The following is a 14,734-nucleotide window of genomic DNA, read 5'->3' as shown; positions in this document are numbered from 1 at the left end:
CTCAGGCAGACGGTGTGGTGGCGAGCAGTTGACGCGCGGCCCACTGGTGGAAGAAATGCGTCGGGATGTCCATTTCCGGCGAAAATGCGCCGCCCTTGTAGCCCGGGGAATGACGGCCTTTCTGCATGCCTTCGACCGAGCTGATGTCCTCGGCGAACACCACTTTCCAGGACTCCAGGATCGCCTCACGGCAAGCGCTGAACTCATCGCTGCCCGCCGCGTCGTCACCGACATAGAACAGGCGCAAATGTTCGATGGTGCGTCCCGGCGCGACTGGCTCCAGTTGCATGGCGAAGGCATGGTCGGCCTGGATGCCGAGCAGCACGTTGGGGAAGAACGCGACATATTCGGCGTTGCGCAGGCGATCCAGCGGCCAGGCCGGGAATTTCGGCAGATGCGTGCCGGCGACGTCCGACAGGTTGTAGGCATAGCTGCCCTGGCCGGCGAAATGCTGGTCAAAGATGATGTTGTAGTGGTCTTCCAGGCGCGAGTACGAGTTCAGGCTCGGGTGCACCCACGGCAGGTGATAGGCCTCGCAGTAGTTCTCCACCGCCAGCTTCCAGTTGCAGTTGATGTCCAGCGTGGTGGCGTCATGCCCCGGACGACGGCGCAGCAGGCTCATGCCGTCCTCGCCGAGAAATTGCGCCCAGCGTGTGGTCAGGGGCGCCAGCATGTCTTCGAGCGGTTGTGCGTCGCCGGACAGGTTGATGAACACCATGTCCATCCAGATGGCACTGCGGATCGCTTTCAAGCCGTGCTTTTCACAGGCGAAGCGTTCGTCCTTGTGCTGGTCGATGCCGCCGACATGGGGAGTACCGCGCAGCCCGCCGTTGAGGTCGTAGGTCCAGGAATGGTAAGGGCAACGAATGACGCCCTGCACTTCACCGGCCTCCTCCACCAGCTTCATGCCACGGTGGCTGCAAACGTTATGGAACACCTGCACCAGGCCTTCACGGTTGCGCATCAGCAACAAAGGCAAGCCCATGAAATCGACAGGCTTGACCGAGCCGGCCTTGCCCAGGTCGCTGGCGAAACCGACACAAGCCCAGGTTTTACCCATGACCTGATCGCGCTCAAGCTCAAAGTAGCGTTGCTCGGTGTAGAACTCGTTGCCGAGGCCAGTCGCTTCGTGAATCGGATTGAGGACGGTTTCAAGCTGATGCACAGGAATTTGCTGGATGCTGCTCATTATTGTTCTCCCCTGCTGGGCACGGTATTGAAGGGTCGGCAGGCGCATTGGCCCGGGTCCGCTGGCAGCAAGTTTGGGAAAACAGGGGGTATCTCGACAAACGATATTTCCGGCGCAATTCATGACTTTTTATCATAAATACACGCATGCGAAGTCGCCGCCCGGCATTAGAAATACCGAGGGCTCGAGGCATGAGTGTTAAAGAATTTCAGTGGGTCTGAATGACAGCCATCGCAACGTCGTTAATCGTTATCCTGGGGCGCTGGAAGTTGATTCATCAGCCAGGTGCGGAAGCGTTTTACACTTTGGCGCATGCCACCACGCGCCAAGGGTTCCAGTAAACAGAACTGCGCGTCTGTGCGTAAAACGGTGTCGAGCGGTCGCACCAGGGCACCGGTCTGCAGGTGATCATCGACCAGATTCGACCAGGCCAGCGCAATACCCTGTCCGCCGATAGCCGACTGGATCAGCATCGAGTAACTGTTGATATTGATCCGGCGCTTGGGCTCGACGTTTTTCAGACCCAGGCTGCGGAACCATTCGGGCCAGCCGATCCAGTCACGCTGCAGGTCGTCGAGGAACAGCCAGGTGCAGGCTGCCAGGTCCTCAGGCTTGTTCAGGGCCGGATACTTGGCCAGGTAAGCGGGGCTGCACACCGGGAAGACCTCTTCGGAAAACAACGGCGTGACCTGCATGTCCCTGGGCGGTGTCCGGCAGTAATACAGGGCCAGGTCACAATCCAGGCGAGAGAAATCCTTGACCTGGTCGTGGGCGATGATCCGCAGATCGATCTCTTCGTTCTCCCGTTGAAACTCACTCACTTTTGGCAACAGCCACAGGGATGCCATCGCGGTACTGGTGGCGACCGTCACTTGCCCGGCACCCTGCCAATGGCGAATTTCACCCGTGGCCTGGGCAACTTGCAGCAGTGACGCACGGACCGTTTCATAATATTGGCTGGCTGCCGGGGTCAGGTGGATCGTGCGGGTGGTGCGTTCGAACAGGACCTTGCCTAAATAGTCTTCGAGCAGACGCACCTGTCGACTGATCGCCCCTTGGGTGACGTTCAATTCTTGCGCAGCCAGGGTAAAACTCAAATGCCGCGCGGCCGCTTCAAACGCGACCAGGCTATTGAGTGGCGGTAGAGGGTGGATTTTCATACAAGGCAGGTCACGTCGTTATTATGTTTTATCGCGGCAGTCTAGCCCCTGTCGCAGCGGGTGGACAGCGGCTTCGATGGCTCGTTGCCGAGAGCCTCGGACGCAGACCTGGATTGGGTAAATAGCCATTGTTGCAGGCGCTGGCGATGCTCTTCCCTGAACTGTCGCCAGGACCTTTTTTTTCAACTCAAACGAGCTTGACCGTGACGTTGATGTTGTTGCGGGTGGCTTTGGAGTACGGGCAATACTTGTGGCCGGTATCGACCAGTTTCTGCGCGGTTTCGCGGTCCAGTCCCGGCAGGCTCACATTCAGCCGCGCCTGCAGCAGGTAGCCCTCTTCATTGGTGCCCAGGTCGACTTCGGTATCGACCGCCACGTCCTTGGGCAGCGCCACTTTCAATTCCTTGGCGGCGACGCCCATCGCGCCAATGAAACAGGCTGACCAACCGGCGGCGAACAGTTGCTCCGGATTGGTGCCGCCGCCACCGGCCCCAGGGGACGACAGCTTGATATCGAGTATGCCGTCAGAGCTGCGCGATGCGCCATCGCGACCGCCGGTGGTGTGGGTTTTTGCGGTGTACAGGACTTTGTCGAGCTGGGTCATGATGATCTCCTGATTGATTTTGGGGTTCATGCAATGTCAGGTGAATCAGCGTTCAGGCTTGATGCCAGGCATTCAATATAGACGGCGTTGCCCGACCCAGCGCCCGATCCGACAAAGGCCATCTTCTGCACTGTAGGAGCTGGCTTGCCAGCGATGACGGCCCTATAGCCAACGAATCTCTCCCTGTTGCACACGATTCACTGTAGGAGCTGGCTTGCCAGCGAAGGCGGCCTCACAGCCGCCACATCTCTCGCGGCCGTACTTGATCTACTGTGGGAGCCAGCCTGCTGGCGATGGCGTCCTGACAGACGACCTATTATTTGCTAACCGAGTACATATCCATTCCTGCGGTAACGGCCACTTATGGTTTCGCTCTTACAGCGAGTCACTTGGAAGAACGGAACGCCGCCCGGCCCCAAGTAACCAAGGGCTCTTGCCCCTGGCGTTCGGTGCCTCGCTGTGGCTCGGCATACCCTCGCTCCGGTCCTGCTCCGTGGGCCCGCCGCGATGGGCCATCCATGGCCCAGCGCGGCTAACCCGGCATCCATGCCGGGTTGCCCGCTGCGCAGAACCGGAACGATGCCTCTCGATGGGGCAAGAAAATCAAAAGCCAAAACCAAAGCCAAAGCCAAAACCAAAGCCAAAGCCAAAGCGAGGCGGTCTGCCGGCCGGCCTGGTTTGTTATGCGTATGGGTATCTCTTAACGTTCACACGTTTTAGTTACTTACGCGCCAACTTGTACCTCAAACAATCATCATAAAAACTTTGCCTTACCGCCGCCGGTTTGATCCGCGTCGGGCTGTCGTAAGTTTGTTCGGTAATGCCCATTGCCATCATCCGCATCCACGGCTTGGCAAACTTGTATGACTGGATCTTTTGCCGCGCCGCATACAGGGAAACCCCGGATAACTTGAGTTCCTGGGCTCTTGCTGCCGTGCCCGCGCCCCAACTGCACATGTAAGTATCACCGGGCTTCAGTTCCCTGGCCTGGGCAGAAACTGTAAGACCCGCGACGCTGAAAGAGAACAGCACGAACCAGACATTGCGCATTTGCATCCCACCTAACCTCCTGAAAATAAAGCGATTCTGGCGACAAGCGGAGAACATGGGGGCCAGCATAATGCCTTCTATGCAATACGTTGACCTGCATCAGTACGCCAAAGTCATTTTCTTGCGACATTTCAAAACTTTGCTATAGCTAAGCTCTCTCCGCAATGAACGAGGCAACGGAATGTCAGTCGCAAAGAAAATGAGTGTGGGTCAACTGACGATGTTGACCGCGGTCAACATGTTAGGCTCAGGTATTATTCTACTACCCTCGAAACTCGCGGAAGTGGGAGGGATTTCGATACTTTCCTGGCTGATTACAGCCACCGGTTCACTGGCATTGGCCTACGCCTTTGCGCGGTGCGGGATGCTCAGCCGAAAGACCGGCGGCATGGGGGGATACGCGGAGTACACCTTCGGCAAGGCCGGTAACTACCTCACCAACTACACCTATGGTCTCTCGCTGTTGATTGCCAACGTGGCGATCAGTATTACGGCGGTCGGCTATATCCAGGAACTGTTCCACATCCAACTGGACTCACTGCAAGTGGGCCTGGCGACCATTGCGCTGTTGTGGATCACCACGTTCGCCAACTTTGGCGGTGCGCGGATCACCGGCCGGATCGGCTCGGTCACCGTGTGGGGCGTGATTGCGCCCGTGGTGCTGGTGTCCACGGTTGGTTGGTTCTGGTTCGACAGCAGCGTGTACGCCGCGGGTTGGAACCCGCACAACATGGGCTGGCTAGACGCTGCGGGGGCTTCGGTGGCGATCACCTTGTGGGCCTTCCTCGGCCTTGAATCGGCGTGCGCCAACACCGATGCGGTGGAGAACCCCGAGAAGAACGTACCGATCGCGGTACTCGGCGGCACCCTTGGCGCGGCGGTGATCTACATCGTTTCCACCAACGTCATCGCGGGCATCGTCGACAACCCGGAGCTGGCCGCCTCTACCGCACCCTTTGGCCTGGTCTTCGCCAAGATGTTCACCCCATTGGTCGGCGACATTGTGATGGCCGCGATGGTGCTGGCCTGCATCGGCTCGCTGCTGGGCTGGCAGTTCACCATCGCGCAGGTCTACAAAAGCTCGGCGGACACCGGTTACTTCCTGTCGATCTTCGCCAAGGCCAACAAGGCCGGAACGCCAATCGTCGGCATGCTGGTGCTGCTGGCCGCACAGACGGCGCTGGGTTTCCTCACCATCAGCCCGGACCTAAGCAAGCAGTTCGACACCCTGGTCAACCTCGCGGTGGTCACCAACCTGGTGCCGTACATCCTCTCCATGGCCGCGTTGATGACCATGCAGAAGGTGTCCAACGTACCGGCCGGCAAGGCATTGGCCACCAACATCATTGCCTGGGTGGCGGCCGCCTACAGCTACCTGGCGCTCTACAGTTCGGGCGAACAGGCGCTGATGCTCGGCGGCGTGGCGACCATCTTCGGCTACACCCTGTTCGGCTTCGTCAACAACCGCCTGATTCGTCTCGAAGCACTCAACAACAGCGTGCCGACACAGACCGTCAGCGCGCAGCACATCACTGGCAAACCGGTGCCGGTGAACAGCTTGAATAAAGCCACTCTGGAGGTTCACGCATGACGGAATATAAACACTCTCTCGGGATGCTCGCGCTACTGGTCAGTAGTCCGGCGGACAAGCGCACGGTATTTGGCCGCGCCCTCGATCAGTTGGTCAGTGATGTAGAGGGTCGTGGCGTCAGCGTACTGGCCTCGGAAAGCCTCAGCGATGCCGCGTCGATCCTGCGTTCGGACCCGGCGGTTCAATGCGTATTGATCAGCTGGGAAATGGACACCAGCGAAGGCCACGAAGACTGCATCAAACTGCTGGTCAAGCTGCGTGAACGCAACACTCGAGTGCCGGTGTTCCTGATCAGTGACCGCACCACCGCGTCGAGCATTCCATTGCTGGTCATGCAACACGCCGACGACTTCATCTGGTTGCCCGAAGACACCAGCCGTTTCCTCAGCGGGCGTATCCTGGCGGCCATCGAGCGCTATCGCCAGGCCGCCCTACCGCCAATGTTCGGGGCCTTGGTGAAGTTTGCCAGGTCCTATGAATATTCCTGGCACACCCCCGGCCACGCCGGTGGTACCGCGTTTCTCAAAAGCACCGCGGGCCGGGCGTTCTACGAGTTCTTCGGGGAAAACCTGCTGCGTTCCGACCTGTCGATCTCGGTCGGCGAGCTGGGCTCGCTGCTCGATCACAGCGGCCCGATCGGCCAGGGTGAGCGCTACGCCGCCAAGGTGTTCGGCGCCCATCGCACCTACTACGTCACCAACGGTTCGTCGATGTCCAACCGCGTGATCCTCATGGCCAGCGTCACGCGCAACCAGATCGCCCTGTGCGACCGCAATTGCCACAAGTCCGCCGAGCACGCGATGACCCTATCGGGGGCGCTGCCGACCTACCTGGTGCCGACGCGCAACCGCTACGGCATCATCGGCCCGATCCTCCCGCAGACCCTGAGCGCCGAAGGCGTGAAAGCGGCCATCGCCAACAACCCGATGGTCAAGGACGGCATCGACCCGACGCCGGTCCACGCGATCATCACCAACTCCACCTACGACGGCCTGACCTACAACGTCACCCGCGTCGAAGAACTGCTCGGCCAGAGCGTCGACCGCCTGCATTTCGACGAAGCCTGGTATGGCTACGCGCGTTTCAACCCGCTGTACCGCGACCGCCACGCCATGCACGGCAGCCCGGACGATCACGATGCTTCGAAGCCGACCGTGTTTGCCACCCAGTCGACCCACAAGTTGCTGGCGGCCCTGTCCCAGGCCTCGATGATTCACGTGCGCAACGGCCGCAACCCGATCGAACACGGGCGCTTCAACGAGTCGTACATGATGCACGCCTCGACTTCGCCTAACTACGCGATCATGGCCTCCTGCGACGTCAGCTCAGCGATGATGGAAGCGCCCAGCGGGCAGATCCTCACCAGCGAATCCATCGAGGAAGCCGTGGCCTTCCGCCAGGTCATCTCGCGCATGCACCACGAGATGCTGAGCAAGGACGACTGGTTCTTCACCTGCTGGCAGCCGCCGACCGTGCAGGTGGGCGATGCCACTGTGCCGTTCCACGAAGTCGATCCGCTGTTGCTGAAAACCGAGCCGAACTGCTGGGTCCTGCACCCGAACGAGGTGTGGCACGGCTTTGGCGACATCGAGGAAGGCTACTGCATGCTGGACCCGATCAAGGTCTCGGTGCTCAGCCCCGGCATGGGCGACGACGGCAACCTGCTCCCCACCGGCATCCCGGCCTGCGTGCTGACCGCGTACCTGGGGCGCCAGGGCATCGTCGTCGAGAAAACCACGGATTTCACCATCCTGTTCCTGTTTTCCATCGGCATCACCAAGGGCAAATGGGGCACGCTGGTCAACGCGCTGCTGGACTTCAAGCGCGACTATGACGACAACGTCGAGTTGGAGCTGTGCCTGCCGGACCTGCTGGCCGGCAACCAGACCCGTTACGCCGGCATGGGCCTCAAGGACCTGGCTGACGAAATCTTCGCCGCCATGAAGCAACACAAGACCACCTCGGCCATGGCCCAGGCGTTCGGCACGTTGCCGCAAGCGGTGTTCAGCCCGGTGGAGGCGTACGAGAAACTGGTGCGCAACGAGATCGAGCTGGTCACCCTGGAAGAAGCCGCCGGGCGTATCGCCGCCACCGGTATCGTGCCGTATCCACCGGGCATTCCATTGCTGATGCCGGGTGAGAACGCCGGGGCTGCCGACGGTCCGCTGCTGGCCTACCTCAAGGCGCTGGAAGCCTTCGACAAATCTTTCCCTGGCTTCACCCATGACACCCACGGGATCGAAGCCGAGGCCGGGGTTTATCGGATGCTGGTACTGAAATGAGGTAAACGGGTTTCACAGTAACCCCTGTGGGAGCGGGCTTGCTCGCTCCCACATTTGGATCTCATTCGGACCAAATGCCTATGGGCAAATTCGATCACAGCGCTCTATGATTGAACCCCATGACCCCCACCGCCCCGATCCGCCAACCCTGCCCGCCCGGCGCCTGCGACTGCGGGCGTGACCCGCTGCTGGAAACGCCCGGCGCAGACCTGCGCATCCTGTTCCTGACCCGCACGGAAGAAAAACGCCTGGTCGAACGCCTGGAAAACCTGCAAAGCCTGCAGGACCTCGAACACCTGCAACGGCGGATGTTCGAGCAGTTGGGCATCCGTGTCGACATCGTGCCCAGCTTCAACGAAGTGCGGACCATGCGCGGCATTGGCATCCAGGTCGGCGAACTGCCGGGGCTGTGCCGCAAGACCCGCGCCTCGATCCCGGCCGCAATTCGTCGCGCCATGGAAAAACGCCCGGAAATCGCCTACGACCTGCTCAACGCCAACGACCTGTTGCGCGATACCTGACACCCGAACAGGATCGACGGTCGTACGTGAAGTGCGCGGCGCTGCTATGCCTTCTCAAGGGAGCAAGCGTTTCAGGCCAGGCAGGATGACCCTGGCAAGGCAAACGTGACCGTGGTCCCGGCGCCAACCCGGTGCGCGCAGACACACAGGTGCCAATTCCTGGAAGGAGGTGGCAGATGTTATTCATCGTCAGCTGGAAAATCAGTACGGCCAATCGCAACAGTGCGATCGAACGTTTTCTCAAGACCGGTGGCGCGCCGCCGGAAGGCGTCAATATGATCGGACGCTGGCACGCCGTCGGCGGCGCGGCCGGATTTGGCATTGCCGAGGCCGATGATCCGGTACAGGTCCAGAAGTGGGTACTGCAATGGAGCGACCTCATGACCATGAAGGTCCAGGCGGCACTCACGGACGATCAGGTGGCGCCGCTGCTGGCAGCCGTTGCCGGCAGGTAATGGCATCGAGGCGGCGAGGCATCCTCGCCGCCTTGGCCCCAGGAATCTGGAACACCCGGTTTGACTCAGCCAATTACTGGATTTTTCAGGATAAATACCTACGCTCTTTCGCGAGTGATCCAAAATCCTGGTGCAGTCACCGGACTTCGTCCAGAGGACTGACGCCAGTACGTCATGGTCTTTGCGCAGGTGATCCCATGCAGGTAAAAACATCCGCCCTGCCCGCCTTCACCCTGTTAGCGCTGTGCTGCCAGCAGGCCCACGCCGGCGGCATCATGCTCTACGAAATCGGCACCGACAACGCCGGCCTGGCCAACGCCGGCGCCGCCGCGCGGGCCCAGGGCCCCTCGACGATTGCCAGCAATCCGGCGGGGATGAGCTATCTGCCTGGCACGCAAATCACCGGTGGCCTGCAGGTGCTCTACGGCAACCTGGAGTTCAATCGCGACGGTGACACCAATGTCCCGGGCAGTGGCAGCGGCAATGCCCTTGACCCGATTCCCGGCGGCAGCTTCTTCATCAGCCATGAGCTGGACGACCACTGGAGCATCGGCTTTGGCCAGTACGCCGACTTTGGCCTGGCGGTCAACTACGACAACGATTGGTCCGGGCGCTACTTCTCGCAAAACGCCAGCATCGGCGGGCTGTCCCTGGTGCCGAGCGTGGCTTACCGTTTCAACGAGCAATGGTCGGTGGGCGTTGGCGCGAAGGCCATGTACGGCATGCTGCAGGCCCAGACCGCCATCGACCGCTCCCCATTCGCCCTCACCGACCGTGGCGATGGCCAGTTTAAATACAAGGACCAGGATTGGGGCTTTGGCGCGAACGTGGGAGTGATCTACGCCCCGCAAGCCGGCACGCGCATTGGCCTGACCTACACCAGCAAGGTCGATCTGGAGTTCGAGGACGGGCTGGATATCAAGGGCAACGGCCCGATCTTGAACAGGCTGGATGGCCTGGACACCCAGCTCGATTTGACGGTGCCACAAACCATCACCCTGAGCCTGTTCCAGCAACTGGATCGGCAGTGGGCCCTGCTCGCCTCAGTCAACTGGCAGGACTGGTCGGAGTTCGGCGAGGTCGGTGTGCAGGTCGACACCACGGCAATCGATGCGCGCTCGACGACCATCGACGCCAACTACAAAGACACCTGGCAACTGGCGCTGGGCGCGCAATACCAGGCCACGCCGCAACTGCTGTGGAACGTCGGCGTGGCTTACGACAGCAGTCCCGTTTCGGACAGCGACCGAACTTTGACCGTGCCGATGGCCGAATCCTGGCGCATTGCCACGGGAGCCACCTATGCTGTGAACAAGGACACCGATGTCAACGTCAGCTGGGCCCTGGTCTACCTTGGTGATATGCCGGTTGACCAAACCAAATCCGTGTCGGGCAACCGGGTTTCCGGTCAGTTCGACACAGCCTGGATATCGGCCGTAACCGGAAACATGACCTGGCGTTTCTGATTAAAAAAAAAAATGATTTTATCCAAGGAGTAAACAGCACTATGAACCTGACCCGCAAATTGCTTGTTGGCACTGCCCTGGCCGGGCTCATGCTCGGCGGTTGTACATCGAAAGTCACCGAGAAGGAGCAGTACTCCGGCTACCTGTCCTCCTACAACAACCTGCAGGAAGTCGAAACGCCCAGCGGCGGAACGGCCATGCGTTGGGTGAGTCCGTCGTGGAACCCGAATGCCTATGACACGGTGGCCTTCACCCGGTTGGAAATGTACCCGGCGCCCAAGCCCAATGAGCGGGTCAACCAGCAGACGCTGACCGACATCCAGAACTACATGACCAACAAGGCCAAGGCCACGCTGGGGCAGAAGTACCGCGTCGTTTCCAGCCCGGCCGCCGCGCCGGCCGGCGCGAAAACCCTGGTCATGCGTGCAGCGATCACCGGGGTCAGTGCCTCGCCTGAAGGCATGCACTGGTATGAGGTGGTGCCTATCGCAGCGGTCGTGGGCGGTGTGTCCGCCGCTACCGGTATCCGGGATGAAAACACCGAACTGTATATCGAGGCCGAGTTCATCGACGCCAAGAACAATCAGTCCGTAGGCCGGGTCGTGCGCAAGGTCTTTGGCACCACGCTGGAAAATGACAAACAGAAAATCACCGCCCAGGACTTCAAGACGGCCATCGACAAACTGGGTAGCGACTTCCAGGCGTTCATCAACAAGTAATTCGCGACACCTGTAGGCGCTGCCGCAGCCTTTGGCAGCGCCTACAGGACGTCAGGCTTTTTTCATTCCCACCCGCCTACGCATCTCGGCAGTAATCGTCTGCCGGGTTTTCTTCAAGTCCGCCCAAGGCTCATCGCCTACTTCAGCCAGGCGTTCATGCACATTGTGTATGTTCCACAGGTTGCCGCCCTTGAGCGCCTCCACTTCTTCTCGAAAGATCGGCACCGACACCGGCAACCCTTCGCGGGTACGCGCAGCGTAGGCGCAGATGGTGGTCGCGCCCAATCCGTTGCGCAGGTAATCGATGAAGATCCGCCCCACCCGGTTCTTCGGCCCTGACACTGCAGAAATGCGCTCCGGCAGCATCTTGGCCATGTGGCTGACAATGGCGTGGCTGAAGTCCTTGACCTCATCCCAGCCGAGCTTGCGGGTCAGCGGCACCACCAGGTGAATGCCCTTGCCGCCGCTGGTCTTGAGGAACGCCTTGAGCCCCAGTTCATCGAGCACCGTCAGGGTCAACTGGGTGGCCTCGACCATGCGCTTCCATGGCAGCGCCGGGTCCGGGTCGAGGTCGAGGACGAAGCGGTCGGGTTTGTCGAGGTGGTCCGAAGTGGCGTTCCAGGTGTGAAGCTCGACGGTGCTCATCTGCACTGCGCCAATCAAGGCTTCGGCGTTGTTGATGACCATCATCGGCTGGCCCGTGAGTTTCTGGTCGAGGGTGGTGATGCCGGGGATCGCCAGGCGCTCGGCGTTTTTCTGGAAAAACAGTTCGCCGGCGATGCCATCTGGCGCACGCACCAAGGCCACAGGGCGGTCCTTGAGCTGCGGCAGAATCCACTCGGCGACGCTGGCGTAATACTCCGCCAGTTGCACTTTGGTCGTGCCACTGCTGGCGTCGATGACCCGATCCGGGTGGGTGATGCGCACCTTGCCCTGGCCAAGACCGATCTGAGACGGCGCAGGCTCGGCTTTCTTCTTCGCGGTGGAAGGCTTGGCGGCGGCTTTTTTCCCAAGGGCAGTTTTCATGGCAGTCGGGCGCTCCTCGGTGATGTCTTTGGCAGGTTTGTCGTCACGCAGGCCATGGAACACCGCATGGCGCACCGAACCGTCCTTGGTCATTTCGGCAAAGGCCACTTCCGCCAACAGGCTGGGTTTGAGCCAGTGCACGGACTTGAACTCGGCACCACCGGGCGGATTGACCACTGCGGGTTTCTTCGTTTGCAGGGGCTTGAGTTGTTGATGGATGCTGTTGAGGGTCGTCTCGGTAAAGCCGGTGCCGACCTTGCCCGCGTAGCGCAACTCACCGCTGTCGCGGTCATGCAGTCCCAGGAGCAGCGCACCGAAGGCACTGCGTGAACCTTTGGGGTCGGTGAAGCCGACGATGACGAATTCCTGTCGATGTTTGCACTTGAGTTTGACCCAGTCACTGCTGCGCCTTGATACATAGGGGGAACCCAGGCGCTTGCCGATCAGGCCTTCCATTTGCATCTGGCAGGCACTGTTGAGCAAGGCCTCCGGGTCTTCACCGAAGGCCTCGGAGAAGCGCAACAGAGGGTCTTTCGACGTTTTCAGCACCGTCGCCAGCGCAACCCTGCGCTCCTCGACGGGCACCTCGCGCAGGTCCACGCCATTGAGATAGGGCATGTCAAACAGGTAGTAAAGAATGTTGCCGCTGCGGCCGGCCTCAAAGGCGTTTTGCAAGGCCTGGAAGTCCGGTACGCCCTGCTCGTCGGCCACTACCATCTCGCCGTCGAGCCAGGCCGATTCCAGGCCCAGGCTGGCCAGTGCCTTGGCCTGGCCGGGCAGCTTGTGAGTCCAGTCATGGCCGTTGCGAGTGAAGAGCCGAACCTCGTCGTGGTCGATGCGCGCCATGATGCGGTAGCCGTCGAACTTGACCTCATAACTCCATTCACCGCCCGGGGCCTTTTCCACCAGCGTCGCCAGTTCCGGTTTGATCTGGTCCGGTAACTTGGCCTTGCGCGCGCCGGTCAGTGGCGCGGACTTTTCTTTGCGCGGTTCTTTATGCGTTGGCGCAGCGGGCTGCTTGATGGCCTTGGGTTTGGCCGCCTTGGACGATTTGGCAATGATGGTGCGTTCGCTGAGCACGCTGTCGGGCTCGGCGGCCACCACGTCGTAATCACTTTCCGGGCGGGCGGCACCGTCCTGATGCTTGATCAGGAACCATTGCTCCTGCTTGCCCGGCATGTGCGTGCGCACCAGATTCCATAGCCCGGCGAGCTTCTCGCCTTGCAGTTCGAACTTAAGCCGGCCCTTGGCGTAGGCCTTGGCCGGATCGTCCTGGGGAATCCAGACGCCACGGTCCCAGACGATGACATCGCCCGCACCGTAATGGCCTTCGGGGATGCTGCCTTCGAAGGTGGCGTAATCCAGCGGATGGTCTTCGACATGCACCGCCAGGCGCTTGACCTTGGGGTCCAGGGACGGCCCCTTGGGGATTGCCCAGCTCTTGAGGGTGCCGTCGAGCTCCAGCCTGAAGTCGTAATGCAGCCTGGAGGCATCGTGCTTCTGGATGCAGAAGAGCAGCGCATGTGCCTTGCCCTTTCGACCGCCTTTAACAGATTTGGAAAGGCCGGAAGGCTCGGGGCTTTTGTCGAAATCGCGCATGCCGTTGTATTTTTCGAGCGGCTTGTCCATGGCGCCTCCGCCGGGTCTATGACTGTGTCACACCGTTATTGTCATGAGACCCTGGGTGAGTGCGCGAAGGTTCAGTCGATTTGCAAAACACGGCTCGATTAATGATTGTAGAGGGGTAATGGCTTGACGATCATCAGACTGCACGGCGCCCGGTTCAATATGCTCTCGGCAGTTTCACCGATAAAGCGCTCATGCCCATGGCAATGGACCGCGCCCAGCACCACCATGTCAAAGTCATTCTGCTTGGCGAAATGGCCGATGACTTTGTGCGGGATGCCCGTCAGCGAGTGCCGGCGTGTGTCCTTGATGCAATAGCGCTCGGCAAGCGCATCGAAAGCCTCTTGCTGGGCGTCCTGAATGGCGTCCCTCAAGCTGGCATCAAGACTGCCTGTCGGCACGCTCATCGGCGCATCGCTCACTTCCGTCCAACGACTGACGTTAAGCAAGTGCAGCGCGGCGCCGCAGCTGGCCGCCAGGGTCGATGCCAGATCGAGTATCCGGTCATTCAGGCCTTGCGTCAGCTCTTCCAGGTGGGACAGATCGATCGTCGCGAGAATTTTCACCGGTTTTGGATGCCTGGCACTGGTCACCAGGTGCAGGTGGGTCGGACACTCACGCAACAGTCGCCAGTCCAGGGGTCGGTGAAAGGCACGATCAAGAGCCGGCACATAGTGGGTGTCCTTGATCACCAGGTCCGGCAGAAAGTCATTCACGTACTCAAGCACGTTGCTCAGGCTCGACTTGGCCCAGACCACCTCGGTCGTCACCTGCATCCCGACGCACCGTTGAAACCGGGCCTGCTGCTCCAGCCAATGCCGGTGCACCTGCAGATAACCTTCACGCGCCTGAGCCATCGCATCGTGGTCCAGCAAACCGGCTACGGCCAATGCCTGGACATAGTCGAACGCAACAATGTGCAATATCGCCCCCGTTGCACAAGTCACGGCATACGCTCGGTCAAACGCAGGGGTAAGGGTCATTTCGCTGGGGGCTATCAATAGAATGCGCTTGATTTTGACCATGACATACCTCGTCCAGAAAC

At 60.3% G+C, this 14,734-nt stretch carries 12 protein-coding genes; 6 read left to right on the top strand and 6 right to left on the bottom strand.

Annotated elements, in window-relative coordinates; translation table 11 throughout:
• Position 1 precedes the first annotated feature (1 nt).
• The 4 genes from BKX96_RS05800 to BKX96_RS05785 form a co-directional block, all read right to left on the bottom strand.
• Positions 2–1,189 carry an aromatic ring-hydroxylating oxygenase subunit alpha gene (locus BKX96_RS05800; RefSeq protein WP_178134416.1) on the bottom strand — a complete coding sequence of 396 codons (1,188 nt, stop codon included), beginning with the start codon at positions 1,187–1,189 and terminating at the stop codon, positions 2–4.
• A 242-nt stretch (positions 1,190–1,431) separates the two neighbouring features.
• Positions 1,432–2,349: a LysR substrate-binding domain-containing protein gene (locus BKX96_RS05795; protein WP_046816332.1), complete on the bottom strand. Its 918-nt coding sequence runs from the start codon at positions 2,347–2,349 to the stop codon at positions 1,432–1,434.
• 187 nt (positions 2,350–2,536) lie between these two features.
• Positions 2,537–2,953: an organic hydroperoxide resistance protein gene (locus BKX96_RS05790; protein WP_046816352.1), complete on the bottom strand. Its 417-nt coding sequence runs from the start codon at positions 2,951–2,953 to the stop codon at positions 2,537–2,539.
• Between the two features lie 720 nt (positions 2,954–3,673).
• Positions 3,674–4,003 carry a hypothetical protein gene (locus BKX96_RS05785; protein ID WP_046816351.1) on the bottom strand — a complete coding sequence of 110 codons (330 nt, stop codon included), beginning with the start codon at positions 4,001–4,003 and terminating at the stop codon, positions 3,674–3,676.
• Between the two features lie 181 nt (positions 4,004–4,184).
• Here BKX96_RS05785 and potE point away from each other — a divergent pair, with 181 nt between their 5' ends.
• The 6 genes from potE to BKX96_RS05755 all read left to right on the top strand — a co-directional run bounded on the left by potE (position 4,185) and on the right by BKX96_RS05755 (position 11,037).
• Positions 4,185–5,594 (top strand): putrescine-ornithine antiporter, encoded by a 1,410-nt coding sequence (potE, locus tag BKX96_RS05780; protein ID WP_046816331.1) that lies wholly within the window; start codon positions 4,185–4,187, stop codon positions 5,592–5,594.
• Positions 5,591–7,876: an Orn/Lys/Arg family decarboxylase gene (locus tag BKX96_RS05775; RefSeq protein ID WP_046816330.1), complete on the top strand. Its 2,286-nt coding sequence runs from the start codon at positions 5,591–5,593 to the stop codon at positions 7,874–7,876. Before potE ends, BKX96_RS05775 begins: the two co-directional genes overlap by 4 nt.
• 119 nt (positions 7,877–7,995) lie before the next feature.
• A complete protein-coding gene (locus BKX96_RS05770) occupies positions 7,996–8,397 on the top strand; it encodes a hypothetical protein (protein ID WP_046816329.1) in 402 nt (133 codons plus the stop codon).
• 176 nt (positions 8,398–8,573) lie between these two features.
• Positions 8,574–8,852, top strand: a complete 279-nt coding sequence (locus tag BKX96_RS05765) for a DUF3303 domain-containing protein (protein WP_077183002.1) — start codon at positions 8,574–8,576, stop codon at positions 8,850–8,852.
• A 197-nt stretch (positions 8,853–9,049) separates the two neighbouring features.
• The gene (locus BKX96_RS05760) at positions 9,050–10,318 is read left to right on the top strand and encodes an OmpP1/FadL family transporter (RefSeq protein ID WP_077183001.1); all 1,269 of its coding nucleotides are present in this window, start codon (positions 9,050–9,052) and stop codon (positions 10,316–10,318) included.
• A gap of 41 nt (positions 10,319–10,359) precedes the next feature.
• Positions 10,360–11,037: a DUF3313 domain-containing protein gene (locus BKX96_RS05755; protein ID WP_046816326.1), complete on the top strand. Its 678-nt coding sequence runs from the start codon at positions 10,360–10,362 to the stop codon at positions 11,035–11,037.
• 51 nt (positions 11,038–11,088) lie between these two features.
• On the opposite strand, the gene ligD is transcribed toward BKX96_RS05755, so the two are convergent.
• Both ligD and BKX96_RS05745 read right to left on the bottom strand, forming a co-directional pair.
• On the bottom strand, positions 11,089–13,692 hold the full coding sequence (ligD, locus tag BKX96_RS05750) for a DNA ligase D (RefSeq protein ID WP_077183000.1): 2,604 nt from the start codon (positions 13,690–13,692) through the stop codon (positions 11,089–11,091).
• Positions 13,693–13,790: 98 nt separating this feature from the next.
• Positions 13,791–14,714 carry a universal stress protein gene (locus BKX96_RS05745; RefSeq protein ID WP_077182999.1) on the bottom strand — a complete coding sequence of 308 codons (924 nt, stop codon included), beginning with the start codon at positions 14,712–14,714 and terminating at the stop codon, positions 13,791–13,793.
• Positions 14,715–14,734 lie beyond the last annotated feature (20 nt).

The sequence above is a fragment of the Pseudomonas putida genome, from assembly GCF_001976065.1.
Classification (GTDB): domain Bacteria; phylum Pseudomonadota; class Gammaproteobacteria; order Pseudomonadales; family Pseudomonadaceae; genus Aquipseudomonas; species Aquipseudomonas serbica.
The sequence above is the reverse complement of the archived record's forward strand: the minus strand, read 5'-3'. Positions and strand labels throughout refer to the sequence as shown.

What these genes read in the sequence shown, in the direction of transcription:
- BKX96_RS05800 (WP_178134416.1), bottom strand. Translation starts at nt 1,189, where the DNA reads ATGAGCAGCATCCAGCAAATTCCTGTGCATCAGCTTGAAACCGTCCTC.
- BKX96_RS05795 (WP_046816332.1), bottom strand. Translation starts at nt 2,349, where the DNA reads ATGAAAATCCACCCTCTACCGCCACTCAATAGCCTGGTCGCGTTTGAA.
- BKX96_RS05790 (WP_046816352.1), bottom strand. Translation starts at nt 2,953, where the DNA reads ATGACCCAGCTCGACAAAGTCCTGTACACCGCAAAAACCCACACCACC.
- BKX96_RS05785 (WP_046816351.1), bottom strand. Translation starts at nt 4,003, where the DNA reads ATGCGCAATGTCTGGTTCGTGCTGTTCTCTTTCAGCGTCGCGGGTCTT.
- potE (WP_046816331.1), top strand. Translation starts at nt 4,185, where the DNA reads ATGTCAGTCGCAAAGAAAATGAGTGTGGGTCAACTGACGATGTTGACC.
- BKX96_RS05775 (WP_046816330.1), top strand. Translation starts at nt 5,591, where the DNA reads ATGACGGAATATAAACACTCTCTCGGGATGCTCGCGCTACTGGTCAGT.
- BKX96_RS05770 (WP_046816329.1), top strand. Translation starts at nt 7,996, where the DNA reads ATGACCCCCACCGCCCCGATCCGCCAACCCTGCCCGCCCGGCGCCTGC.
- BKX96_RS05765 (WP_077183002.1), top strand. Translation starts at nt 8,574, where the DNA reads ATGTTATTCATCGTCAGCTGGAAAATCAGTACGGCCAATCGCAACAGT.
- BKX96_RS05760 (WP_077183001.1), top strand. Translation starts at nt 9,050, where the DNA reads ATGCAGGTAAAAACATCCGCCCTGCCCGCCTTCACCCTGTTAGCGCTG.
- BKX96_RS05755 (WP_046816326.1), top strand. Translation starts at nt 10,360, where the DNA reads ATGAACCTGACCCGCAAATTGCTTGTTGGCACTGCCCTGGCCGGGCTC.
- ligD (WP_077183000.1), bottom strand. Translation starts at nt 13,692, where the DNA reads ATGGACAAGCCGCTCGAAAAATACAACGGCATGCGCGATTTCGACAAA.
- BKX96_RS05745 (WP_077182999.1), bottom strand. Translation starts at nt 14,714, where the DNA reads ATGGTCAAAATCAAGCGCATTCTATTGATAGCCCCCAGCGAAATGACC.